At 54.8% G+C, this 23866-nt stretch carries 26 protein-coding genes, 1 tRNA gene and 1 other annotated feature; of the genes, 8 read left to right on the top strand and 19 right to left on the bottom strand.

Features of this window, described 5'->3' with window-relative positions; genetic code table 11:
• Window positions 1–8: 8 nt before the first annotated feature.
• Entirely contained in the window at window positions 9–545 is a 537-nt protein-coding gene (locus OGM59_08365) for an NADH peroxidase (protein UYI90711.1), read from the top strand.
• A 94-nt stretch (window positions 546–639) separates the two neighbouring features.
• Here OGM59_08365 and glmS read toward each other — a convergent pair whose 3' ends face one another.
• Complete coding sequence (glmS, locus tag OGM59_08360; GenBank protein ID UYI90710.1) at window positions 640–2478, bottom strand: glutamine--fructose-6-phosphate transaminase (isomerizing); 1839 nt, start codon at window positions 2476–2478, stop codon at window positions 640–642.
• A gap of 292 nt (window positions 2479–2770) precedes the next feature.
• Between glmS and OGM59_08355 the strand changes: the two genes are divergently transcribed.
• Both OGM59_08355 and trxA read left to right on the top strand, forming a co-directional pair.
• The gene (locus OGM59_08355; GenBank protein UYI90709.1) at window positions 2771–2965 is read left to right on the top strand and encodes a ferredoxin thioredoxin reductase catalytic beta chain; all 195 of its coding nucleotides are present in this window, start codon (window positions 2771–2773) and stop codon (window positions 2963–2965) included.
• Window position 2966: 1 nt separating this feature from the next.
• Window positions 2967–3275: a thioredoxin gene (gene trxA / locus OGM59_08350; GenBank protein UYI90708.1), complete on the top strand. Its 309-nt coding sequence runs from the start codon at window positions 2967–2969 to the stop codon at window positions 3273–3275.
• A gap of 67 nt (window positions 3276–3342) precedes the next feature.
• Here the strand turns inward: trxA and OGM59_08345 are convergent, their stop codons facing one another.
• The 3 genes from OGM59_08345 to OGM59_08335 are packed head-to-tail and all read right to left on the bottom strand — an operon-like array spanning window position 3343 to window position 5544.
• Window positions 3343–3858, bottom strand: a complete 516-nt coding sequence (locus tag OGM59_08345; protein ID UYI90707.1) for a hypothetical protein — start codon at window positions 3856–3858, stop codon at window positions 3343–3345.
• A 3-nt stretch (window positions 3859–3861) separates the two neighbouring features.
• Window positions 3862–4407, bottom strand: a complete 546-nt coding sequence (locus tag OGM59_08340) for a GtrA family protein (protein ID UYI90706.1) — start codon at window positions 4405–4407, stop codon at window positions 3862–3864.
• Between the two features lie 12 nt (window positions 4408–4419).
• Window positions 4420–5544: a metallophosphoesterase family protein gene (locus OGM59_08335; protein UYI90705.1), complete on the bottom strand. Its 1125-nt coding sequence runs from the start codon at window positions 5542–5544 to the stop codon at window positions 4420–4422.
• A gap of 275 nt (window positions 5545–5819) precedes the next feature.
• On the opposite strand from OGM59_08335, the gene OGM59_08330 reads away from it, so the two are divergent.
• The gene (locus tag OGM59_08330; GenBank protein UYI90704.1) at window positions 5820–6293 is read left to right on the top strand and encodes a hypothetical protein; all 474 of its coding nucleotides are present in this window, start codon (window positions 5820–5822) and stop codon (window positions 6291–6293) included.
• Between the two features lie 74 nt (window positions 6294–6367).
• Here the strand turns inward: OGM59_08330 and OGM59_08325 are convergent, their stop codons facing one another.
• The gene (locus tag OGM59_08325) at window positions 6368–6934 is read right to left on the bottom strand and encodes a hypothetical protein (GenBank protein ID UYI90703.1); all 567 of its coding nucleotides are present in this window, start codon (window positions 6932–6934) and stop codon (window positions 6368–6370) included.
• A gap of 285 nt (window positions 6935–7219) precedes the next feature.
• On the opposite strand from OGM59_08325, the gene OGM59_08320 reads away from it, so the two are divergent.
• Together OGM59_08320 and OGM59_08315 are read left to right on the top strand one after the other, a co-directional pair.
• Window positions 7220–7990 (top strand): DUF2089 domain-containing protein, encoded by a 771-nt coding sequence (locus tag OGM59_08320; GenBank protein UYI90702.1) that lies wholly within the window; start codon window positions 7220–7222, stop codon window positions 7988–7990.
• On the top strand, window positions 7987–8619 hold the full coding sequence (locus OGM59_08315) for a hypothetical protein (protein UYI90701.1): 633 nt from the start codon (window positions 7987–7989) through the stop codon (window positions 8617–8619). Before OGM59_08320 ends, OGM59_08315 begins: the two co-directional genes overlap by 4 nt.
• Before the next feature lie 171 nt (window positions 8620–8790).
• On the opposite strand, the gene OGM59_08310 is transcribed toward OGM59_08315, so the two are convergent.
• From OGM59_08310 to rpmG, 13 genes are all read right to left on the bottom strand, one after another.
• A tRNA-Ala gene (locus tag OGM59_08310) sits at window positions 8791–8866 on the bottom strand.
• A gap of 148 nt (window positions 8867–9014) precedes the next feature.
• Window positions 9015–11279: a glycoside hydrolase family 2 protein gene (locus OGM59_08305; protein UYI90700.1), complete on the bottom strand. Its 2265-nt coding sequence runs from the start codon at window positions 11277–11279 to the stop codon at window positions 9015–9017.
• Between the two features lie 19 nt (window positions 11280–11298).
• The gene (locus OGM59_08300; GenBank protein UYI90699.1) at window positions 11299–12660 is read right to left on the bottom strand and encodes a glycoside-pentoside-hexuronide (GPH):cation symporter; all 1362 of its coding nucleotides are present in this window, start codon (window positions 12658–12660) and stop codon (window positions 11299–11301) included.
• Between the two features lie 191 nt (window positions 12661–12851).
• Window positions 12852–13151 carry a hypothetical protein gene (locus OGM59_08295; protein UYI90698.1) on the bottom strand — a complete coding sequence of 100 codons (300 nt, stop codon included), beginning with the start codon at window positions 13149–13151 and terminating at the stop codon, window positions 12852–12854.
• Between the two features lies 1 nt (window position 13152).
• Complete coding sequence (locus tag OGM59_08290) at window positions 13153–13566, bottom strand: hypothetical protein (GenBank protein ID UYI90697.1); 414 nt, start codon at window positions 13564–13566, stop codon at window positions 13153–13155.
• 97 nt (window positions 13567–13663) lie between these two features.
• On the bottom strand, window positions 13664–16117 hold the full coding sequence (locus OGM59_08285) for a glycoside hydrolase family 3 C-terminal domain-containing protein (protein ID UYI90696.1): 2454 nt from the start codon (window positions 16115–16117) through the stop codon (window positions 13664–13666).
• A 178-nt stretch (window positions 16118–16295) separates the two neighbouring features.
• On the bottom strand, window positions 16296–16673 hold the full coding sequence (gene rplL / locus OGM59_08280; GenBank protein ID UYI90695.1) for a 50S ribosomal protein L7/L12: 378 nt from the start codon (window positions 16671–16673) through the stop codon (window positions 16296–16298).
• Between the two features lie 35 nt (window positions 16674–16708).
• Window positions 16709–17287 carry a 50S ribosomal protein L10 gene (gene rplJ / locus OGM59_08275; GenBank protein ID UYI90694.1) on the bottom strand — a complete coding sequence of 193 codons (579 nt, stop codon included), beginning with the start codon at window positions 17285–17287 and terminating at the stop codon, window positions 16709–16711.
• Between the two features lie 51 nt (window positions 17288–17338).
• Window positions 17339–17495, bottom strand: a sequence feature (ribosomal protein L10 leader region).
• 37 nt (window positions 17496–17532) lie between these two features.
• Window positions 17533–18237: a 50S ribosomal protein L1 gene (rplA, locus tag OGM59_08270; protein UYI90693.1), complete on the bottom strand. Its 705-nt coding sequence runs from the start codon at window positions 18235–18237 to the stop codon at window positions 17533–17535.
• Between the two features lie 48 nt (window positions 18238–18285).
• Window positions 18286–18711 (bottom strand): 50S ribosomal protein L11, encoded by a 426-nt coding sequence (gene rplK, locus OGM59_08265; protein UYI90692.1) that lies wholly within the window; start codon window positions 18709–18711, stop codon window positions 18286–18288.
• Window positions 18712–18816: 105 nt separating this feature from the next.
• Window positions 18817–19341, bottom strand: coding sequence for a transcription termination/antitermination protein NusG (gene nusG, locus OGM59_08260; GenBank protein ID UYI90691.1), 525 nt, complete (start codon window positions 19339–19341; stop codon window positions 18817–18819).
• A gap of 68 nt (window positions 19342–19409) precedes the next feature.
• Window positions 19410–19805, bottom strand: coding sequence for a preprotein translocase subunit SecE (gene secE / locus OGM59_08255; protein UYI90690.1), 396 nt, complete (start codon window positions 19803–19805; stop codon window positions 19410–19412).
• A gap of 14 nt (window positions 19806–19819) precedes the next feature.
• Entirely contained in the window at window positions 19820–19969 is a 150-nt protein-coding gene (gene rpmG, locus OGM59_08250) for a 50S ribosomal protein L33 (protein ID UYI90689.1), read from the bottom strand.
• 250 nt (window positions 19970–20219) lie between these two features.
• On the opposite strand from rpmG, the gene OGM59_08245 reads away from it, so the two are divergent.
• Together OGM59_08245 and OGM59_08240 are read left to right on the top strand one after the other, a co-directional pair.
• Window positions 20220–21332: an aminoacetone oxidase family FAD-binding enzyme gene (locus OGM59_08245; GenBank protein ID UYI90688.1), complete on the top strand. Its 1113-nt coding sequence runs from the start codon at window positions 20220–20222 to the stop codon at window positions 21330–21332.
• The gene (locus OGM59_08240; GenBank protein UYI90687.1) at window positions 21316–22911 is read left to right on the top strand and encodes a hypothetical protein; all 1596 of its coding nucleotides are present in this window, start codon (window positions 21316–21318) and stop codon (window positions 22909–22911) included. The genes OGM59_08245 and OGM59_08240 overlap by 17 nt, the downstream gene beginning before the upstream one ends.
• 174 nt (window positions 22912–23085) lie before the next feature.
• On the opposite strand, the gene OGM59_08235 is transcribed toward OGM59_08240, so the two are convergent.
• Window positions 23086–23553: a DUF1648 domain-containing protein gene (locus OGM59_08235; GenBank protein ID UYI90686.1), complete on the bottom strand. Its 468-nt coding sequence runs from the start codon at window positions 23551–23553 to the stop codon at window positions 23086–23088.
• Between the last annotated feature and the right edge of the window lie 313 nt (window positions 23554–23866).

Below are 23866 nucleotides of genomic sequence, written 5' to 3'. Positions count from 1 at the left end.
AGACGATTATGAGCAAAAAGTATTATTGCCCGGTATGCGGGTATGAGAGCGACACCCCCATTGATGTTTGCCCCATTTGCGGCGCTAAGATGGCCGTGCGGGAGAACGAGGAGCGCACTTGGGCTGCCGAGCACCAGGTAGGCATTATTGACGGCGTGGACGAGGAGATCGTCCAGGGCCTGAGAGACAACTTTAACGGCGAGTGCTCCGAGGTGGGTATGTACTTGGCTATGGCCAGAGTGGCACACCGTGAGGGCTATCCGGAGATCGGTCTGTACTGGGAAAAGGCCGCTTATGAAGAGGCAGAGCACGCTGCCAAGTTCGCCGAGATGCTGGGCGAGGTGGTGACCCCCTCTACCAAGAAGAACCTGGAGATGCGTGTGGCTGCCGAGAACGGCGCTACCCTGGGCAAGTTTGAGTTGGCTAAGAAGGCTAAGGCTGCCAACCTGGATGCGATTCATGACACCGTGCACGAGATGGCTCGCGACGAGGCCCGCCACGGCAAGGCCTTTGAAGGTTTGTTAAAGCGCTATTTCGGCGAATAAGTACCCGGTATAAAAATAGCCCTGCGGTGTGTGCCGCAGGGCTATTTTATATTGATTTACCTTTTGCCTCCCATGACAAGGGCGGCTCGTGTGGTTATTCCACCGTTACGGATTTTGCCAAATTCCGAGGTTTATCTACATCCAGACCGTTTTGCTTGGCGATATAGTAGCTAAGCAGCTGGTAGGGCAAAATGGACACGGCAGGTGCCAGCAGCGGGTGGGTTTCCGGTACGCGGATCATGGTGTCAATATCTGACGCCCGCACATCTCGGTTGGTGACCACCAGTACCTTGGCGCCTCGGGTGATGACCTCTTTCAGGTTGCTGACGGATTTGTCCACCAGCGCCGGGTCCGTAATGGTGCCGATGACGGTGGTGCCCTTTTCAATCAGGGCAATGGGTCCGTGCTTCAGCTCGCCGCTGGGGTACGCCTCCGAGTGGATATAGGAGATCTCTTTCAGCTTCAGCGACGCTTCCAGGCTGGTGGTGTAGTCGCTGCCCCGGCCGATAAAGAACACATCGGTCTCTCGATGGATCTTGTCTGCAAAGGCTTTCACTTGGGGCGCGCACTTGAGTGTCTCTTCGATCAGTGCCGGCAACTCCAGCAGATCGGCTTTTAGGTCGGCGGCCACACCGGCGCCCAGACCCAACAACTCGGCAAAGTGAATGGCCAGCACCGCCAGCAGCACCACTTGGGCAGTATAGGCCTTGGTGGAGGCAACGGCGATTTCCGGTCCGGCGTGGGTGTAGACGGTGTAATCCGCTTCTCGTGTAATGGAGGAGCCAATCACATTGCTGACGGCCAAGGTGGCGGCACCGGCAGCCTTTGCCAGCCGCAGGGCGGCAATGGTATCGGCAGTCTCGCCGCTTTGGCTGATAAAAATGCACAGGGTGTGGTCATCTACCAACGGGTCCCGATAGCGGAACTCTGACGCCACATCCACCTGGGTGGGAATATGGGTCAGGTGCTCAAACATGGGCTTGGCCGCCAACCCCGCGTGCATGGCGGTACCGCAGCCGATAATGTAAATTTGGTGCAGATTTTGCAGCTGCGCCGCAGTGAAGTCCAGCCCGTCCACTTGGGTGGGCGCACCGGCGGTTACACGGGTACCGATGGTTTCCCGTACGGTAGAGGGCTGCTCGTACATTTCCTTGAGCATAAAGTCCGGGTAGCCGTTTTTCTCCGCCGCGGTGGCATCCCAGTCAATGCGCTGGTGCTTCTTCTCAAAGGGGTGCAGCTGTTCGTCATAGAAAGTGATATTCTCTCGGGTGATGACTGCGTACTCCTGGTCATTCAGCAGGTAAAAATCCTTGGTGTAAGACAGAATGGCCGGAATATCCGAGGCAATGTAATTCTCTTTGTACCCAATGCCGATGACCAAGGGGCTGGATTTGCGCACCACAATCATTTGGTCGGGCGTTTCGCTGCACAGCACCTCAATGGCATAGCTGCCCTCCAGCCGCTTGCACGTCCGCTGGGTAGCCCGCAGAAAGCGCTCCTCTGCCGGTCCTTTGTCTGCAAAATAGTAGTGGGCAATCAGGTTGGGGATCACCTCGGTGTCTGTTTCGCTTTTGAAGGTGCAGCCCTCCAGCTCCAGCTCACTGCGCAGATCCTCATAATTCTCAATAATGCCGTTGTGTACCACGGTAAATACCCCGCGGCTGTCCAGGTGAGGGTGGCTGTTCTCCTTGCTGGGCTTGCCGTGGGTGGCCCAGCGGGTGTGGGCAATGCCCACGGTACCGGTGAGGGCGTCCAGCTGCGGATCCTGGTACAGATTACGCACCCGACCGGTGTTTTTCACCACCGTGGGAGTGCCGTCCTCCAGGGTGGCAATGCCGGCAGAGTCGTATCCTCTGTACTCCAGTTTCATCAGTCCACTAAGTAAAATCGGACTGGCCTTTTGGCCGCCGATATAACCTACGATACCGCACATAATTGCGTACCTCCATATTGTGCCTTACCATATAGGTAGGACTAAAATGTGGATTTTGAAAAGACAAAACCCAGTCTATTATAGCAAGTAGGTAGGGAGATTTGTGGCATTTTATGAAAAATTCACTTAATGTTCACAATTCGCATAAGTGTGCAATTACGGTCGCGTATATCTGTATAAGCGGCAAAATATCGGACAAAATAAAGAAAATCGTCTGTCAAAGCCGGTCAGAATCCCCCGCTTGTCAGGGCTTTACAGGTGTGTTACAATAAAGAAAAAGGGAGGGAACCCAGTGAAGATCAAATTGAATCCGGATAAAGAGATGGTCAAAACCGTGCGAGAGGGCTTAAAGCGCACCGGCGGCTACTGCCCCTGTATGCTGGAGCGTTCGCCGGACACCAAGTGTATGTGCAAGGCGTTCAGAGAGCAAAAGGAGCCGGGTTTTTGCCATTGTCGGTTGTATTATAAAACAGAGGAGGATGACTAAAATGGCCGTTATGACCGTTACAAAAGAGAATTTTCAGGAAGAAGTGATGCAGGCCGGGTGCCCGGTGCTGTTGGATTTTTGGGCCACCTGGTGCGGCCCGTGCCGTATGGTGTCGCCCATTGTGGATGAGATCGGCGCAGAGGTTACCGGCGCCAAGGTGGGCAAGGTGAATGTGGACGAGCAGCCGGAGCTGGCCCAGGCCTTTGGCATTGCCAGTATTCCCACTTTGTTGGTGATTCGGGACGGCCGTACGGTTAATCGTGCCGTAGGTGTTCGCTCTAAGGAAGAGATTTTGCAAATGCTGGACTGATACGGAACATATAAAAAGCGACTGCACTTTTTGCGCAGTCGCTTTTCTTTGTCTTTTTGCGATTTTATTATGCTTTTTTCTTGTCCTTTTTGCTGACGGCGGTATTCTCCTGGCCGCGGAACACCACGAATTTGTCATAGAGGAATTCCGTGATCATATTGGTGGCCATAGTCAGCCCCAGCACAATGTAGTTGATGGCACTCACATCCGCAAACTTGGCGGTAAAGTAATTGCCCAGCAGGGTGGAGATGGGGGTAAACACCAGGTAAAAGGCAAAGACCTTTAGCATGGCCACCGGCACATTGGCGGCGGACTTAAAGGTGAATTTGCGGTTAAAGGTGAAGTTCCACACCACAGACAGGATCAGGGCGGTCAGGTACATGGGGCCGTACTCATTTTGCATGATCCTGGCAAAGGTAGCGTTGCTCTCCATGGCGCTTTGAATGGCAGGCAGCTTGACGACCACCTCGCTCAGAAGGGTAAAGGTCAGCACCTGGATAATGCCGGCGGAGGCGGAGAATAAGGCAAATTTGATAAATTGACCAAAGCTCTGCTTTTCTTTCTTTTCAGTGGTATTGCTCATAAATTATGCTTCTTCTTTCTCTGTTGCAGGGGTTTGGGGTTTCTTCTTGCGGTGAATGATAAAGCGGTTACAGGGATAGGTCCACAGCGTGGGGATCGCCATACCGATCAGCTTAATAACCATGTCCCAAAAGCCGCCGGTTAGGTTGTGCCCTTGGGCAAAGGTGGTCATAGCAGAGCCGATCCAGCCGTTGGCAAAGATGGTAAACACCACCATAATGGCATAGAGGATCATACTAAGTGTGGGGTTCACATCTGCCTTAAAGGTGATCTTTCGGTTTAGGATAAAGGCGATGCCGTAGCCCACGGTGGTGGAGATTAGGTAGGTGTACAGATAGCCCTTGGACTCAATGCCGATCATATTCAGCGCGTCGTTGGTGATGGGCTGATCCAAAAAGGGCTTAAACACCGTTGCCAGCAGTACCATGTGTACCACCAACTCTACGGCCGAGGAGCCGCCGCCGGCAATCATAAACTTAATGAATTTCCAGATTTCTGCGTGCTTCTCTGTCCAGCGGACGAAGGCGTTGTCTTTTTTCTTTTCGTTCATAATGGTCCTCCGTTACAGTAGTTTGGCCAGTAGAATGATCAGGGCGACGATTACCGCCAGCCCCACCACAGTCTTCACGATCATGGGAATGGCTGCGTCCATGGTGGCCGGAGCCTTGCTGGACAGGTAATCAAACACCGGGCGGTGCACCTTGGTGCCCACCAATTCTTCATAGGTGCGGGTGTAGGTGTCGTAATGCGTGGGGTCGTCCTCATGCAGAACAAAGCAGCGCACGCCGCGCTTGGTGCGGTTGCCGTACACATTAAAGCCGGCGGACTGGGTAAAGCCCAGGTCCATATCCTTGTACCGGCCAACAAAGCTGTTTTTGTGGTCGTGGCCTACAAACACGCCCAGAATATCGCCCTTTTCGTGCAGGGCATCAAACTCGCCGTTGTTGATGTCCGGAATGGAGGGCGGCTCCTCCAACATATCGCCGGGACGGCAGGTATCGCCCAGCTTGTAGAATTCGTTTTTATGGGTGCGGAAGGCTTGGATGGCGCCTTTCTCGCTTTTTTTCACCCGTCGCAGCACATGGTAATACTCCGGCATGGGAATGTGCTGGAATACCAAAGAGGGCACATAGTGGCCGGTTTCTGCCTTCAGTGCGTCCCGGGTCTTGCGATACCAGTCGATAATGGCCGGATCAAAGGCCTCATACCCGCCGCCCTTGGCGTCGGTGCCGGTGTCGAACAGGTACAGGTTCATCACCGTGCGCCCGGAGCCGTCAGAGGCGGTCAGGGGCACTGCGTAGGTGCCGCCGCCGGGAATGCCCTCTGCTTGCTCTCCGATACAGCCGGGCAGGGATTTGTAAATGTCGTTAAATTGGTCCGCATTGCTGATGCCCACTTGCCGATCGTGGTTGCCAAAGGTAACGGCAAAGGGAATGTGGCGCCGGGTTACCGGCTCCAGCAGGGCGGTAATGGTCTTGGCCACAGCGGCCTCCAACTCTTTTTTGGTCTTGCCCTTGTAGGTCACGCCGTAGCCCTTGATTTGGTCGCCGGTGTAGATGACCAGATCCGGGTGCTCCGCCTCCACCGCCGCGTCCAGCAGTGCCAGGGTGTCCGGTGAGATGGCCGGAATCTCTTGCATATCGGTGATTTGCATGATTTTCAAGGTGCCGTCCGATTTGAATTGCATCGCATTTCCCCCTACAGTCAATGATTTTTAATCCAAAAAGAGGACGCGGCGGAATGCTTATAAGTCAGCTCCGTTGCGTCCCCGGTTGTTTTTATTGTAGCATTTCCCTGTGCCGCTGTCAATATTTTGTTGTTCTTGTCTGTTTTCGACGGCGCATTTTTGCCGGTCTTGTGTGGTATGTAGGTACTATCTATATTTAGAATTTATATGTGCGGAAATATTATGTTGCAACTATACTAATTCTGTGATATATTGGAAGAAAGGAGGATTAAAAAATGAAAAAGTTAGGGATATTTGTGTGTATGTTGGCGATAGTGACCCTTTTTGCTGCTTGTGGGGACACCACGCAGAAAACGGATTCAGACGCGACAACTGTGCCTTCGGCTTCGGAGAGTGTGGATAATAAAGAATCAAGTGCGGAAAAGAGTAGCGTATTTTATGAAGACAAAACATTGAAGGCAACATATAAAGGCATATCGGAAATGTCGGGTATTGTTATGCTCAATGTCACATTGGAAAACAAAACGGATGAAGAGATTACCGTTTTACCGATGGATTCTTCCGTAGATGATACAATGGTACAGTTTACCAGCGGTGTGCCTGCTACGATGCAGGGCGGGAAGAAGATGAACCAGGCATGGATCATCGGTACTAAGCCTAAGAAAGATGTTTCGCTTTCTTTGTCTATTTGTGATAAGGATATGCACGAGTTAAAACGAACGGATGTTTTGACAATTGACACAAAATAATATAGATATAGGTAAGGACCGGCTACTGATGAGTAACCGGTCCTTTGTTTTATTGTGTTAAAAGTTGTGTGTTGCTAAGCAAAGTTTATAAATTGCGGCGGCACGGCGGGAACGGCAAATTCGTGGTGCTCCAGCACCCGCATAATGGGTTGGGTTCGGGCCAGCGCACAGGCGTCAATTTCCAGCAGCACAAAGGTGGCGTCTTGTCCGATACGACCCACCTTCCAGTAAAAATAGCTGCTGTTTGCGATGTAGTCCGGGTCGTCGGTGATGTATACATAGCCGCCCCGGTTGGCCGGGCGCAGTCCGTGGGCGTGAATATCGGCCATATTGTCCAGTATCGTCCAGTGGTACAGCCGAGCACCGGGTGCCGGGCAGTAGGGTGCTGCAAAGCGGACTTCCTCCCGGCGGCGAGGATTCAGCAGTCGTTCCGTCAGATAAGAGGAGCAACCGTAGGCCAGCACTGCCTGCACAAAAGCCCGGCGGCTGTTGTGCCCGGGATAGCGGCGGACCATTTGCCGGGTGTCCCCAATGCGCGCCCAGACCGGGCCGCCCTTGCGCCGCACCGCCAGCTTGTAGCGCAGCTTTTCCCCAAGGGAGCGCCGCTGCGGGGGCATGTATGCAATTTTCACCGTGCGCATAGGCCGCTCCCATCTCCTTTGCTGCAAATTCGTACAGTTTCTCTGCTACCATGGTACACAAAACGGAGCAAAATTGCAAGCCCCCTGCGTTTCGTACATTGCGGCAGTATTACGGATAATAAAAAATGCGGGCCGATGTAGGCATCGACCCTACAAAGCAGTTACTGATCTGCCGCCCGCCGGTCTTGACTTTTGGCTCTTACATTAAGACATAAACAATTTTAATATCTTATATTGACAAGGCGTAAATATTATGCTATATTCTACTTGAAAGGGGAAAATGATATGAATACGTTACAGTTTGACAAATGCCCCGCTTGCGGCGGCGTGCTCTATACGGCAAAAGTGGCTTGCGAAAATTGCAAGGCGGAATTTCCGGTGACTCAACCGCTGTCGCGGTATGATACACTGTCTGCACCGCTGTGCGCATTTTTAGATTGCTTCTTAAAGAATCAGGGCAATATTAAGGCGGTAGGTGAAGAACTGGGTATTTCCTATCCCACGGTCAAGCGACGGCTGGATCAACTGTTGAACGCCTTAGACCTGACCGAAAAAAGCCAGTCGGAACCTGTGCATTTAGACCCGGCGGCATTCGGTCCTGTTCACCAAGACAGCAATATTCCGTCTGAGATCGTGCGGTACAAGCTGTTTGCAGCGGGCGGTGCGGTGACAATACCGCTGCTGGATGGAAAGCCCTGTCAAATTATTGCTGACCCGGAGGGCAAAACCTTTGTCAGCGACAAACTCAGTCAAAAAACATTCTCAATGGAATATACGGTGCTTGACACCATTGTCCAACTGCTGCTAAACAGCAAAAACTATACTGCGCCTAAAGGCAACGGTCATGGCAAAGCGGACAAGGTGGGCTATGGCAAATGCACAGAGGATACAGTAATGGGCGCCATTGCTGTAAAGTATTTTCGCAAGCAGTACGGCGAGTCCACCTATGACCCGGTATTTGTCCTGGCCGCCGTGTTGGACTGGGCAGGGATAGCGACCAACCAGCGCGGGTATTTAACCCTTACGCCGGCATATTTGGAAAAATGCCATTTATGAAAAACGCTGCTCATGCAATGGCTATCGCAGCCGCCTGCTTACTTGTGCTCACTTGTCCGTTTGTGCCCCGCGGTACGCCCACAACGCATATAACACAAACAGAATGCACAACAACCCATACGGTGCAAGCAGAACGCACAATAACGGCAGTCTGTACACAGGCCTCACATAAAGAAACCACCAGCCGGGAGCAAACCAAACATAGAATCGCCAAAAAAAGAGCCACCCTAGATGTCAGTTCTGACACTTATTATCATGTGGTAGAGAATACGGTTCGGAAATATGTTGAGCCTGCGGGCTATACCGTTACTCGAATTTCCCGCTTGCAAATACCCTATTTTAATATCGAGTGTCGGGCACAGCAAAAAGAGGTGGGCGCATTGCCGGAAACCGCTTTTAAGATCACCCAAAAGATTTACAACGACCTTTTGAAGTATGACTTTTCTGCGCCTGGCGATATTTTGCAACGGACAAATGAAATTTTGTCCATCTCTTATATTGTCTATGACGGTGCACAGGCAAGCACCCGCTTTGATATTCAATTTAACCTGGCTCAAATCGACCGAACCAAATCCTTTGTAGAAAACCTGACCCTTAAGCAGTTGATCCGGTATCCAAGCATACCATAGAAAATATTGCCACGGATGCCAATCCCCCGATGCCTTAAAACGGCACGGGGGATTTTTGTTTTGCTCGCCGGGTTTACGTGATATGGTACATTGCGGCGGTATTCCGGATAATAAAAAATGCGGGGCGAGGCGGGCAAAAGAAAAAAGCCGATCTCAAAAGAAATCGGCTTTTGGTGGACACGAAGGGAGTCGAACCCTCGACCTCTGCAATGCGAATGCAGCACTCTCCCAACTGAGCTACGCGCCCGTGTGGCTATTATTATACCACGCAGGTGGCGGCAGGGCAAGGGGTAAATTAAAATTTATCGTGCCAATTCCGCCGCGGCGATCCGCTGCCGGGTGCGTGGCAAAAAAACTTCCCTCGCAAGGCTCTGCAAGGGAAGTCGGTGGCAAAATTACTTTTGCTTTTTCTTGATTTTATTCAGCTTGGCGTTGATCTCTAAGATCTGCTCCTTGGTAAACAGGCCGCCGGCCATCATGCACACGCGCTTGACGGTGAAGCCCTTGCCCATGTCAATCAAGCTCTTGTTGATTTTCATGCCCTTGGCCATATCTGCCATGCCGCCGGTGGAGCCGCCCTTGTTCTTCTTCATATTGGCCCGCACCATTTGCACGATCCGCAGGGCCAGCAGCTTGCCCCGGGTGGTGGCCAAAATATCGCCGATGGTGTCGTTAATGCTCATATAGCCGGGCGGGGTCTCGATCTCAAACCAGTTGATGACGGCGCCCTCCTCTTGGAGCACATAGTCCCGGTTGGGCTCATTCACATGGCGCAGGTGACTCTCGTCCGTGCAGTCCCCGGCCTTGGCGGTCAGGGTCGTCTCGCCGCTGTTTGGCACATCAAAGTAGAAAAACGGATATTCTCCCTTTTGCTGCACGCCCAGGCTCTTGCCGTTGGCAAACAGCTCTACCTGGGGCTGGTTGGTGTAGACGGTGACCTTGGTCACATCCTCGGTGCGGTCCACATACCGCTTGCCGCAAATGTGGACGAACGGCTCCTTGGACAGCCAAGCCTTGTAAGCATAGAACGCGTCTTTCTTATACTGCCGGTCAAAGGTTACCAAGCCCTTGTGGTTCATACCGTTCTCGCCGCCCTCGCTGCGGGCATCTGCGGCAAAGTCAAACATATTCCACACATGGGTGGACCACATCCAGGGGCGCGCGGCGATTTGGCGGATTACATCCTCGTGATACTTGGCCTGGTACTCCTCGGTGTAGTCGCCCTGCTGGGGGTCAGAGGTGTGCCAGTTCAGCGCCTCACAGCCGTACTCGCTCATGCCTACCGCCCGATCCGGGTACTTCTTGTGAAATTTGTCAAACCAGGGGCCGTACATCTCGGTTTTGCCGCCGTACCAGCCAAAGTAGTGGTTGTAGGACAGCACATCGGCGATCTGTACGTATGCCTCTCCGGGATCGCACATACTCAGCACCGCTATGGTTGTGGGGCGGGTGGGGTCCATTTTATGCACCAGGTCGTTCAGCGCCCGGTGGTTCTCCAAAAGGGAGGGATCCGACGCGCCGTTCATGGTGATTTCGTTAGACAGACCCCACACCACAATGCTGGGGTGGTTGCTGTTTTGGCAGATCAACTCCGTCATTTGGCTGATGGTGTTGGCCTTGCCCCCGGGCATGTGACGGGAGATATAGGGAATTTCTGCCCAGACCACCATACCTCGCTCGTCGCACAGGTCATAAAAGGTCTGGCTGTGTTGGTAATGGGCCAGGCGAATGGTGTTGGCGCCCAGCTCGCAGATCAGATCCATATCCTCCGTGTGCTCCTTGGCGGTGAGGGCGTTGCCGATCCCCGGCCGATCCTGGTGGCGGGAGACGCCGCGCAGGGGATAAGGTTTGCCGTTTAAGATAAAGCCCTTTTGCGGATCAATAGCAAAGCTGCGGCAGCCAAAGCGGGTGGCAATTTCGTCTACCGCTTTGCCGTTTTGCAGCAAAGTGACCGTCAGGGTATACAGGTACGGGTCCTCCGTGCCGTGCCACAGGTGGGCGTTTTCTATTTTGATGTTGGTCTTTGCATCGGCAGCGTCCGCATCGGCTTCTGCCACCGGGTCGCCGTTCCTATTGGTGATGGCAAAATGCACGGTGCAGCCTGCCGGTGCAGTCACATACGCCGTGGCAGCCACCGTGGCGTCGGTGCCTTGCATGGAGGGTACCACTTGCACGCCGGGAGCGCCGTAGTAGTCCAGGTCAAAGTGGCTCTCTTCCACGCCCAGCACGGTTACATCCCGGTAAATGCCGCCGTAGAAGGTGAAATCCGCCATCTGGGGATATACCGTTTCATTGGGGCTGTTGTCTGCATAGACCACCAGCAGGTTTTCCGGCAAAATTTCCGGCAGCTTGGCACGGAAGGTGGAGTAGCCGCCGTCATGCTTGGCAATCTGCCGACCGTTCCAGTAGACCTGGGCGCTGCTGTTCACGCCGTCGAATTGCAGGTAATGCACCGGGGCGCTGCCCAGTTCATCGGCGGTGAGTGCCTTGGCGTAGGCGCACTTGCCTCTGTAATAGTCGTTGCCGCCGTCCTGGCCGTCTGTGCCGTTCCAGGTGTGGGGTAGGTCCACCGACTCCCAGTCTGTGGGCAGGGCTGTGGGGGTACTTTGGGGCTTTTTGCAAAAGCGCCAGTCTTTGTTTATGTTGATGATTTGTCGCATAGGGTTGCCTCCGGGTGGATTATTTTACTTTTTCCTGGGCGTTGTCGTCCAGATTATACAGGAAATGCATACTGATCAGGCTGATCAGTGCGCCAATAAAGGGCAGGAACGCGGTGACGAAATAGATCTTCTCCGGTACACCGGCAGCCTGCTCCAGGGCGCCCAGCTTTTGGTCATAGCCGGTCATACCGATGGCCCAGCTGACTACGGCGGCGCCTACACCCTGGGCAATTTTGCGGAACAGGGAATAGGTGGCGTAAATGGAGCTTTCCTCCCGGCGGCCGGTTCGGCGCTCCTGGTAGTCGATGCAGTCTGCCACCAGCGCCCACATCAAGGTCAGGTAAAAGGCAGAGCCAAACATGGCGATGGCCACCAGTACGATCCAAACATAGGGGTTACGGATCCGCACAAAGGCAGCCACGCCGGCAGAGATGGCCGACAGGACAAAGGGATAGGTGCACAATTGCTTTTTGGTGAATTTCTTGAGCATGGGCTTTACCAGCAAAATGCCCAGCGCCACCGGACATCCGGCCAGCATGGTAGCAATGGTGATCAGCTTGGTGTTCTGGAAATAACACATAAAGATATAGGGCATGGAGGTGGTCACCGTCATCATCAGCGCCAGGTATGCCACGGTGCTGATGGTCACGCCCATCATGGGTTTGTTCTTAAAGAAAGAGCCAAGAGTGGCAAAATAGTTGAACTTCTGTTTCTCCAGGGGCTGTGCAGCGGCAATGCGCTCGGTGGTCATGCGCCGCAGCAGGTAGAAGGATACCAAACCGATGGCACCCATCACGCCCACAAAGATGATGAACAGCTCACCGCGGGGATTGTCGTTCTTGTCATATACCAGCAGGGGCAGCAGGATCATAATGGGAATCTGGGCACACATAGCGCCGATACTCCGCCACTGGGACAGGGAGGAGCGGCCCGCCGGGTCGTTGGTAATGCAGCTTTGCATGGAGCCGTAGGGCACATTCACGCTGGTGTACGCCACGCTCCACAGGCAGTAAATGCCCAGGCACATGGCGATCTTTACCCCGTAGGGTGCACTGGGTGCATAAATGAACAGGGCGATACTGGACAGCAGCAGCACCGGGCTGGCCCACTTGATCCAGGGCTTAAATTTACCGTCCTTGCCGGGTTTGGTGGCATCGCACAGACCGCCGATAATGGGGTCGTTGATGGCGTCAAAAATTTTGCCCAGCAGAATGAGAATGGCAAAGTGCTTGGGATCAATCTTCATACAGGTGACATAGAACAGCATCAGGTAGCTGTTAATGAATGCAAAGCTCATATTGCATCCAAAGTCGCCAAAGGCATAGCCGATCTTATCGCGCATACCAAAGGGGCGCAGTTGTTTGTTGGTGCTCATATCCATATCGGTTCCCTCCAAATTCCTATTTTGTACGGTGTGCACATCTCTTTTTATTATACATATTCTATAAAAAAATGCAATGGAAAGTGATGGGATTCATCCATTTTGTGTATAATGCGGCAAAAGGAACCGGATTTGTCTAAGATTTTTCAAGCAAAGAAAAAGGGCGGCTGCGGTGCAGTCGCCCTTTTGATTTATTGCTGTTTGAACACACGCTTAGGATCCTTGACCAGCAAGATCGCCAGCCAGGCGATGGCGCCCAAGGTTACGGCAGAGAGACCCAGCAGACTGTCGTTCAGTATCTCGCTGAAGCTCTGCTGAAAATACGCCGCCCCTTCGCTGAAGTATTCAAAGAAGAAGTCCACCAGCCACATCAGCCCGGCGCCCCAGTAGATCAGGCACAGCGTGCCCAGTCGGTAGGTTTTGCGCTTTTCGCAGGCGTACCAAGCCACGGTGGCCGCCACGGCAGCCATCAAGGTTAGCAGCAGGCACATATTAACCCTCCTGTGCAGCCGTTTTGGCGCGCTTTTTGAACTTGGCGCTGACCACGGCAACTGCCACGCCCCATACAGCGGTGACAACGGCGCTCATAGTCACACCCACCGTAGCCATTTCATGGAGCATGACCGTTTTGTCCTCTGGATTGCTCATGGCCGTTAGAAACGGTGCAAACAGAGTCACCTCGCCGTGCCACAGATGCTCAAAAGCCAGCAACAAAATGCCGCCCCACAGCAGACCGGACAGCAAGAACAGCTTGCGGCTCCAGGTAAATTTCTTCTCCTGGGCAGGTGCCTCAGTGCCCACAGCTTCATGGGCGGGCAGCGTGAGCTTTTCTTCCTTTTTCTTCATGGTCAGCGCCACAGCGGTGACCACCACGGCCTCAGCGGCCGGTACTAAGAAACATGCCATTTGGTTATCCTCCCGATATTGCGCCGTTGGGCGCTTACTTGATGTTTTCATTTTACCACGGCGGCGGGGCAGTAGCAACCCACCGTGGGGGATTTTTTTAGTCTTTATACTGCCCGGCGAATTTTGTGCGCAGGGTCATGCGTAGCACATTCTTTGCCGTGCGTTGCAGCTCGCCCAAGGTGATGCCGTCGGGCTTGCCCAGGGTCGCCAGCAGACTGCCGTCGTTGGGCGCTGACTTGCTGATGGCGGTTTTGGCGCCGGGCATCAGCACATCAACCTGTGCCCGCACCCGGTAGCCGTTGTCCCGCAGCTCCGGGAACTCCGGCGAGGGGGCGTAGCGCATCCACCAGTCGGTCATCACATTGCCGGTGTAGCCCCATTCCTCCCGCAGCAGGGCGGTGCACAGCTGGTAGTTGTAGTGGCTCCACACGCCGTTGATCTTGTTGTAGCTGGTCATCAGGTTCTTGGGATGTGCTTCTTTTATGCAGATTTCAAATCCCCGCAAATAGATCTCCCGCAGGGCGCGGGCGCTGACTACGGAATTGTTGTGGTTGCGGTTATATTCCTGATTGTTGCAGGCAAAGTGCTTGGGGCAGGCGGATACCGGAGCGCTTTGCAGACCCTGTACCACCGCGGCGGCCAGCTTGCCGGTGACCAGCGGGTCCTCGGAGAAGTATTCAAAATTGCGCCCGCACAGCGGATTGCGGTGGATATTCATGCCCGGCGCCAGTAGCACATCGGTGCCCTTGTCCACCATCTCCCGCCCCATGGCGGCGTACAGGTCCTGTACCAGCGGCAGGTTCCAGCTGCAAGCCAGGGCGGTACCGCTGGGCAGCAGGGAGCAGGTGGCCCGCAGGCGAATTCCGGAGGGGCCGTCGGTGGTGATTACCGGGGGTATGCCTTTTTGGCGCAGGCTGTCGCTGACCCCGGCCATGGCGCCCGCATTGCCGGAGGCACCCAGTGGGCTGTCCATCATGCCCTCGCCGCGACTGAGCAGTTCCATCTCCGTGGTAGACAGCTGCGCCACAAAGTCATCCAAGCTGACGCTGCCCTCGGCCACATCTGCCAGCACAAAGCCCTTGTTGCCGGTGACCGGCAGGGCAGGGGGCAGATGATCCAGGATCTCCTGCTTTAAGTCTACGGTGGCGGTGGGCACCGGAGCGTAGGACCGGGTCACTTTGCCGTTTTGTTCTGTGGCGGTGAGTCGGTCAAAGCCGCTGTCCGCCGGGGGCGCCAGCAACTGGCAGCACTGCTCCAGCACCAGCGTGTCCGCCAGGTGCAGGTCAGCGCAGGGGACAGCGCTGCGCACATCTGTACCTAGGCAAAAAGTGTAGTCCCCCGCTTCCAGCAACCAGGCGTTTTTGTGCCCGGCAGCGCCGCTGTCGTCAAAGCTGGCAAAGTGCCGATAAGGGGCGGTGAGGGTCAGGCTTTGGTGCTTGCCGGGGGCCAGTTCCTCCGTTTTGCCAAAGGCGATGAGCACCTTGGCGGCCTTGCCCAGTGTACCGCAGGGACAGCAGGCGTACAGTTGTACCACCTGTTTGCCGGGCAGGGCGCCGGTGTTCTCCACCTGCACCTGCACGGTGACCGTTTGGTCCTTGATCTCTGTTTTTTTCACCTTACAGGCAAAGTCCGTGTAAGACAGACCATAACCAAAGGGGTACAGCACCCGCTCCGGCGCAAAGGTCTCAAAGTACCGATAGCCCACAAAAATATCTTCTGTATAGCGGTTCTCTGCTTTGTTGCCAAAGTTCTGTGCCGGGTAGTCGGCGTAGGTTTTGGCGATGGTGTCCGTCAGGTGGCCGCTTGGGTTCACCTGCCCGGTGAGCACATCCGCTACCGCGTTACCGCTTTCCATGCCCAGCTGCCAGGCCAGCAAAATGGCGCTGATCTTGTCGCCGTAGGCGTCGATTTCCGCAAAGTCCATAATGCTGCCGATATTCAGTACCAGCACCACTTTTTGAAAGGCGGTGGTCACTGCGTCCAGCATGGCCTTTTCTTTATTCGTCAGGTAAAAACTGCCTTTTTTCAGCGTGTTTTCCCGGTCCTCACCGGCGCTGCGGCCAATCACCACCACGGCGGTTTGGCACCGCTTAGCAGCCGCCTGTACCCAGTCTTGCTTCACCGGCATTTCTGCATAATAGCGGGGCCAGTGCCCCCAAAATCCCGGGTCCGGGTCGTTGACAGAGGCGGTGCACCAGCTTTCATAGGCGGCCAGTACGGTGCTGTCCAGCTGCACACCGGCGTTTACCAGCCCTTGCACCAGGTTGATACTGTACGGGGCGGAAACATCGCCGCCGCTGCCGTTGCCTACATAAAAATAGTTCTTCTGCACCCGGCCAAACAGCGCCACCGGCGCAGACAGATCCAGGGGCAAAGTGTGGTTGTTGTTCTTCAGCAGCACGCAGCTTTCCGCACCGGCTCGTCTGGCCAGCGCCGCCACCTCCGGATTGCCCGGTTCACCGGTGATCCGTCCGCTTTGCTGCTGTGCCAGCTCCGCCCCGCCAAAGGTTTGCAGCACTTTGCGCACCGCCTTATATCCCCAGTTGGTCATAACCGTACCTCCATTATGAAAATCTATGCCCATCATAGCAAATTCCGCCGAGAATTACAATAGGAATCAAAAAAGCGGCGTGTATCGCACACAGCAAAAAACAAAACGCATTTGCTGCACCAAGACAAAAAAACACGGACACTCAAGGGAGTGTCCGTGTAGGTTGCTTGGCGTGAACTTATTTCAGCTCAACGGTAGCGCCAACCTCAGTCAGCTTAGCCTTCAAAGCCTCAGCGTCAGCGGTGGGCATTGCTTCCTTAACGGTAGCGGGAGCGCCGTCAACGATAGCCTTAGCTTCCTTCAGACCCAGGCCGGTAGCCTCACGAACGGCCTTGATCACCTGAATCTTGTTGGCGCCAACATCGGTCAGCACAACATCAAACTCGGTCTTCTCGTCAGCAGCAGCGGCGCCACCCTCAGCGGGAGCAGCTGCAACGGCGACTGCGGCAGCAGTAACGCCAAAGGTCTCTTCGATTGTTTCCTTGAGCTCTTTAAGCTCCAGAACGCTCAGTTCTGCGATGGAATCTACAATAGCAGTGATTTTCTCGGTTGCCATGATAATTACCTCCGTAAATTATAATAAAAATTAAATTATTCTGCTGTTTCTTCAGCAGGAGCTTCCTCAGCGGGAGCAGCCTCTGCGGGAGCCTCTTCGACCTCTGCAGCGACGGGTGTTGCACCGCCCTTTTCTTCCAGTGCTGCAACGGCACGGGCAATGCAGGCGATGGGCTCAACAACAAGACTTGCGATCTGAGCCAGCATGGCCTCTCTGGAAGGCAGCTTGGAAAGCGCAATAACCTCGTCCAGAGCGATCACTTTGCCGTCCAGATAACCGGACTTAATGGCAAAATTGTCGTGGCCGTCTGCAAACTTTTGCAGAATGCGGGCAGATGCCACATAGTCATCGTCACAGGTGGCGATGGCGGTGGTGCCTTCCAACACAGACTCAAGGCCTTCCAGACCGGCAGCCTCAGCTGCTCTGCCCAAAAGGGTGTTCTTTACGACAGTGTAGTGCACACCGGCCTCACGCAGCTCGTGACGCAACTGCGTGTCATCGGACACGGTGATGCCTTTGTAGTCAACCACTACACCGGCGCAGGAATTCTTGATCCGGTCAGAAAGAGCGGCAACCTGCTGCTTTTTCATTTCAAGAACTGCTGTACTTGGCATAAAACATAACCTCCATAAGTATTTGCCGCAAAATGCGGTCTTTATGGCTGTTTAGCAAAACAAAAAGTGCATTCCGATGTACCTCGGAATGCACAAAATGACATAGATATTGCACCGCAGGGTGCGAACCATGCACATTCATTCCTCGGCAGGCGATCAACTTACGCCAAACGGCACCTGCTGTCTTTGGCTGAACAGCGATAGTATTTTAACACAAGGCACGAGCCTTGTCAATACCCAAAAACTTATTGAGCAGAAACAGTACCAACTTTGTTGGGGTTGATACGCACGCCGGGGCCCATGGTGGAAGCCACGGCAACGGACTTAATATACTGACCCTTCAGTGCAGCCGGCTTTGCCTTGATGATGGCGTCCAGCAGAGCGTTGAAGTTCTCCAGCAGCTTCTCCTGCCCAAAGGAAGCCTTGCCGATGGGGCAGTGAATGATGTTGGTCTTGTCCAGACGGTACTCGATCTTACCGGCCTTAGCCTCGGTTACAGCCTTAGCCACATCCATGGTTACGGTGCCGGCCTTGGGAGAGGGCATCAGACCGCGGGGGCCCAGCACTTTACCCAAACGACCAACGAAGCCCATCATATCCGGGCTGGCAACGGCCACATCAAAGTCCATCCAGCCGCCCTGGATCTTCTCTACCAGGTCAGCGTCGCCAACGATGTCAGCGCCGGCCTCGGTAGCAGCCTTGGCCAGGTCGCCCTTGGCAAATACAGCCACGCGCACGGTTTTACCGGTGCCGTTGGGCAGCACCACAGCGCCACGCACCTGCTGATCAGCGTGACGGGAGTCAACGCCCAGGCGAATGTGTGCTTCAATGGTTTCGTCAAATTTAGCTGTGGCGGTCTTAACAGCCAGGTCAAGTGCCTCAGCGCTATCATACAGATTGGAGCGGTCTACCAGCTTGGCGCCGTCCACATATTTCTTTCCGTGTTTCATTACAAATTACCTCCAGTGGTTAATCGGATCTTTCCTCCCACAAGGGACTCAGTCTTCTACTACAATACCCATGCTGCGAGCAGTGCCGGCGATCATGGACATAGCGGCCTCCAGAGAAGCTGCGTTCAGGTCGGGCATTTTGGTCTCAGCGATCTTCTGGACCTGCTCCTTGGTGATGGTGGCTACCTTGTTCTTGTTGGGAACGCCGGAAGCCTTGTCAATGCCGCAAGCCTTCTTGATGAGAACGGCTGCGGGCGGGGTCTTGGTGATGAAAGTGAAAGAACGATCTTCATAAACGGTGATCACTACGGGAATGATCAGGCCGGCGTCGTTCTTGGTTCTCTCGTTAAAGTCCTTGGTGAAAGCCACGATGTTTACACCGTGCTGACCGAGAGCCGGGCCAACCGGGGGGGCAGGGGTCGCCTTACCGGCCGGGATCTGAAGTTTAATTAAACCTACTACCTTCTGTGCCATAATAATTTTCCTCCTAAATTGTGGTCATTGGCGGGGCGCTGTGCGCTCCTCCCACGCACCGCAAAAAGCGGTGATAATCAGCGGCAAGCCGCGTATTACCAAATGTTAGTCTTTGACCTTTTCAAGCTGGTCAAGCTCAAAATCAACTGATGTTTCGCGCCCAAACATGGAAACGGTGACCTGTGCGCTGTTGTTGGGAATGTCGATGGCGTCCACAGTGCCGGAGAAGCCCTCCAGCGGGCCGTCGATCACATTGACCAGATCGCCTACGGCGTAGTGCACCTCTACGGTGACCTTCTCCACGCCCAGCTTGCGCACCTCTTCCTCCGTTAAGGGAACAGGCTTGCTCTCCGGACCTACAAAGCCGGTGCAGCCGCGGGTGTTGCGCACCACATACCAGCTGTCGTCGTTCATCACCATTTTGATGAGCACATAGCCGGGGAAGATCTTGCGCTCCACTTCCTTCTTGGTGCCGTCATCTTTGATTTCTACCACCGTCTCGGTAGGGACGACCACATCCTGAATCCAATCGTGCAGGTTGCGGTTCTCTACCACGGTCTCAATGTTGCTGGCTACCTTGTTCTCATAACCGGAAAAGGTGTGGGCAACATACCATTTTGCTTCTTCCATACTAAACAGAACCTCCGTAAATTGCTGTGATCCGAATGGGGGCGCTGCCCCTGCGTGCGTTCGGGTCTTTATTTGGTGGTCTGTTCGGTGGTGGCCTCAGCCAAAGCCGCCGAAGTGGTTTTCTGGGTAGTGGTTTCGCTGGCAGCGGTGGTGGTCTCGCTGTTGGTCTTCAGGCTCTTAATGCCCTTCATACCCAGGGTCAGGCCGGTGTCTACCAAATAAATGCACACGCCGACGATGATCACGACTACCAGTACGGTTAAGGTGTTTTTGAGCACGTTCTTACCGTCTGACCAAACGACTTTTTTACCCTCTGATTTTACGCTTTTGAAGAATGAACCAATGGATTTGAACGGATTTTTCTTGGCTTTTTTTGCCTTTGACTTATCTGCCTTGGCGTCGGACTTTTTGGCAGGCTTGCTGCTCTTTTCCGGCTTTGCAGACGCTTTCTTTTCGTCAGCCATTGTCAGTCCTCCTGTTATTTCGTTTCTCTGTGCAAGGTATGCTTTTTGCAGAAACGGCAGTACTTGTTCATCTCAAGTCTGTCGGGCGTATTCTTCTTGTTCTTCATTGTGTTGTAGTTGCGCTGTTTGCACTCTGTGCAAGCTAAGGTAATCTTAACTCTCATTAATAAGCACCTCCGTTGTATTTCGATTGTGTGTGAATCTCCCTCGTTGCGCCACGCAATGCGCACCTAAAAATGGGCAAAAAATAAAACCCCACTTACCGAGGTACAAACACTATACCACAACCGCACCCGTTCGTCAAGGGGAAAATCAAAATAAAAGCCGCTTTCATGCAAGGCGGCGCAAGAATTGTTTGCATTTGGCGGCGGAATATATTATGATATGTATATTCTATATAAGGGAGGCGAAGATATGCGGGTACTGATCGTGGGCGGCGGCGCAGCGGGATTGTGCTGTGCCATACGGTTGCGGCAACTGGACCCGGCGCTGCAGGTCACGGTACTGGAGCGGCTGGAGCAGCCGGGCAAAAAGCTGCTGGCTACCGGCAACGGCCGGTGCAATTTGACCAATATGCAGGCGCCCCACAGCCGGGCGGTGCTGGATTTCTTTGCCTCTCTCGGTTTGATGACCCGACAGGAGGATTTGGGGCGCGTATATCCTTACAGCCTGCGGGCAGCCACGGTGCAAAATTTGCTGCTGGACGCCTGCCGCACCTTGGGCGTGCGCTTGGTTACCGGCTGCCGGGTGGAAAAGATCCTCCCCGGCTTTACGGTGCAGACGGATAAGGGCGCCTTTGCCGGTGACAAGGTGGTGGTGGCCTGCGGCGGGCAGGCGCAGCCGGCACTGGGCAGCGATGGCAGCGGCTATGCCTTGCTGCAAGATCTGGGTCACAGCTGTACACCCCTGTATCCGGCGCTGGTGCAGCTGACCTCCTCCAGCAAATACCCTCGCAAGCTCAAGGGGCAGCGCACCCGAGCGGCAGTAGCCGTCACTTTGGACGGTGAAACCGTGGCGAAGAGTCAGGGCGAGGTGCTGTTTACCGATTACGGTTTGTCCGGCATTGCGGTGATGGATGTAAGCTGGGCGGTGGGGCAGAACTTTGCCCGCCCCTGGCCGCAAAAGTGCTGCGCAGTGCTGGATTTGGTCCCGGAGTGGAGCGAAAATCAGCTCTTGTCTTACCTGCGGCAATTCGGCTCCCTGCGAGGGATCCTCAGCGCAGAGGTGACGGAGATTTTGGAAAAACAGGCGGCGGGCGACCCGGCTCGGCTGGTGCAGATCGCCAAGCACTGGCAGCTGATCGTTACCGGCACCAAGGGCTACGCCTTTGCCCAGATCACCGGCGGCGGTGTGCCCCGGACGGAATTAGAGGGCTTTGCCTCTCGGCGGGTGCCCGGGCTGTATATTGTGGGCGAGGTGCTGGACGAGCAGCAGCCCTGCGGCGGTTATAATTTGAATTTTGCCTTTTACAGCGGTCTGGCGGCCGCCGGGCAGATAGTGGAGAAGCGGAATGATACGAGTAAGTGAGTTGCGTCTGGAACTGGATGAGGACGAGAGCCTGCTGCGCAAAAAGGCAGGCAAGGTGCTGCGCACCGATCCCAAATATATTGAAAAACTGACGATTTTTAAAAAGAGTGTGGACGCCCGCAAAAAGGACGATGTGCACTTCTCTTATACGGTAGATGTGACCCTGGGGCTGGACGAGGCCCAGGTGCTGCGCCGCTGCCGCTCACCGAAGGCCAAGGCGGCGGAAGAATACAAGTACACCCTGCCGGTGAACCGGCGGCAGTCCGCTTTTCGCCCGGTGGTGGTTGGTTTTGGTCCGGCGGGTATGTTTGCCGGCCTGATCTTGGCTGAGGCAGGACTGCGCCCCATTGTGTTGGAGCGCGGCAAGGATATTCAGCGCCGCCAGCAGGATGTGAACGCCTTTTGGCAGCAGCATATTCTCAACGAGGAGAGCAATGTGCAGTTCGGCGAGGGCGGTGCCGGTACTTTTTCTGACGGCAAGTTGACCACCGGCATTAAAAGCCCCTTTATTCGCCAGGTGCTGCAAGAGCTGTATGAGGCCGGTGCGCCGGAGGAGATTTTATGCGCCGCCAAGCCCCATATCGGCACGGACCGACTGACTGTGGTGGTGCAGAATATTCGCAAAAAAATTGAGCGCCTGGGGGGCGAGGTGCGCCTGGAATGTCGGCTGGAGAATTTGATCTTAGCCAACGGCTTTATCCATGGGGTCACTTACAGCCATTTGGGTCAAACGGTGGATATGGAGACGGATGCGGTGATCCTGGCCATCGGCCACAGTGCCCGGGACACGGTGGAAATGCTTTATAAAAACGGCGCGCAAATTATCCAAAAGCCCTTTAGTGTGGGCGCCCGCATTGAGCACCCCCAAAAGCTCATTGACAAGGCCCAGTACGGCGCTTTTGCCGGTCACCCTAAGCTGGGGGCTGCGGATTACAAGCTCAGCTGCCACGGTCTGCACCAGCGAGGGGCGTATACCTTTTGTATGTGCCCGGGGGGCACGGTGGTGGCCGCCGCCAGCGAAAAGGGCGGCGTGATCGTCAACGGCATGAGCACCCTGGCCCGGGACGGCGAGAATGCCAACTCGGCGCTGCTCGTGGGTATTGATCCGGTGGACTTCCCCTCGGAGCACCCGCTGGCGGGGATGTATTATCAGCGAGAGATTGAGCAAAACGCCTTTGCCCTGGGCGGGGGCGATTACCGTGCACCGGCGCAGCTGGTGGGCGATTTCTTAGCGGATCGGGAAAGTCGGGCGCTGGGCAATGTGCAGCCCACCTGCCCTACCGGGGTCACGCTTACCAACCTGCGGTACTGCCTGCCGGACAAGGTGCGTACCACCATGCAGGCGGCCATTACGGAGATGGACAAGCGGCTCCACGGCTTTGCCCTGCCGGACGCGGTGCTTACTGCGCCGGAAACCCGCTCCTCCAGCAGCGTGCGGATTTTGCGGGACGAATTTTGCCAGTGCAATCTGCGGGGGGTGTACCCCTGCGGTGAGGGCGCCGGTTACGCCGGTGGCATTGTGTCCGCCGCCGTGGACGGCATAAAATGCGCCCACGCTGTGCTGGCGGATGCGCATTAAGAATAAAGTAATAGGTATAGAAAAAGCACCCCGACGGGGGGTGCTTTTTTGATGGATGCGAAAGACGAAAATCCCCCAGTCAGCTACGCTGCCGGCGCCTAACGGGCGCCGGTTAGGTGGCGGCATTGCCGTATGGATTTTGTGTATTGTAATCTGTCAGTAAAAATAGGCTGCTTACTTCAACTGCAACAGGCGGCGGACAAAGTAGATCACCAGCCCAAAGGTGGCCAGCAGACCCACGGCGGCCAGTACAAGAAAAATCTTATATCCATTGCCCAGGGAGGCCAGCGCCACCAAAGAGAGCAGGGCGCTCACCGCCAGCTTTACCCAGCCGATCATGGTCTTTAATGTGCGGTAGACGGCGGTGCGGTTCTCCTCCGTTACGGTCACGCCGGTGTTCCAAATCCCGGGGAACTGCTCTAAAATCGTGATCAGCACATACAGCACCCACCCCAGCACCGGCAGCTGCCACAGGGTGGTGCGGGGGGTCCAACTGTCTATTTGGCCGTCGGCAGCATAGTGCCCGGGAATGGTCATGGGAATTTGCGACCAGCGCACCAGCAGGTACAGGGTAACGGCTGCCAGGCAGGTCACCGCCGCTATGTTTAACAAAATATCCGTTTTTGTGTTTTTGATTTTCATACCGTGACCTCCATGGGAAAATGGAATCCTCTGTTTTGCCGCCCTTGTAAAGGAGGGAGGCTTGGGGGTGAAAATACGATTTGATATGCCGTGTCTCACCTTCTATATACCATATCGGAGAAGAAATGGCAAGAGGTTGGCGTTTTTAGGTGACGGGTGGTGATTTTGTCTAACATTCAAGGTTATTCTTGACTAACCAAGCGGCCGGGTGGTATGCTTTTGTCACAAAAGAAGTACCCGCTTGAGGGAGTAGTTTGCACGCCGTGGGCGTGTGGCAAGTCAACAAACTGACTGCGGCGCTGTGCCGGGTCTG

This window comes from Oscillospiraceae bacterium (assembly GCA_025757685.1).
Taxonomy (GTDB): Bacteria; Bacillota; Clostridia; order Oscillospirales; family Acutalibacteraceae; genus CAG-217.
The sequence above is the reverse complement of the archived record's forward strand: the minus strand, read 5'-3'. Positions and strand labels throughout refer to the sequence as shown.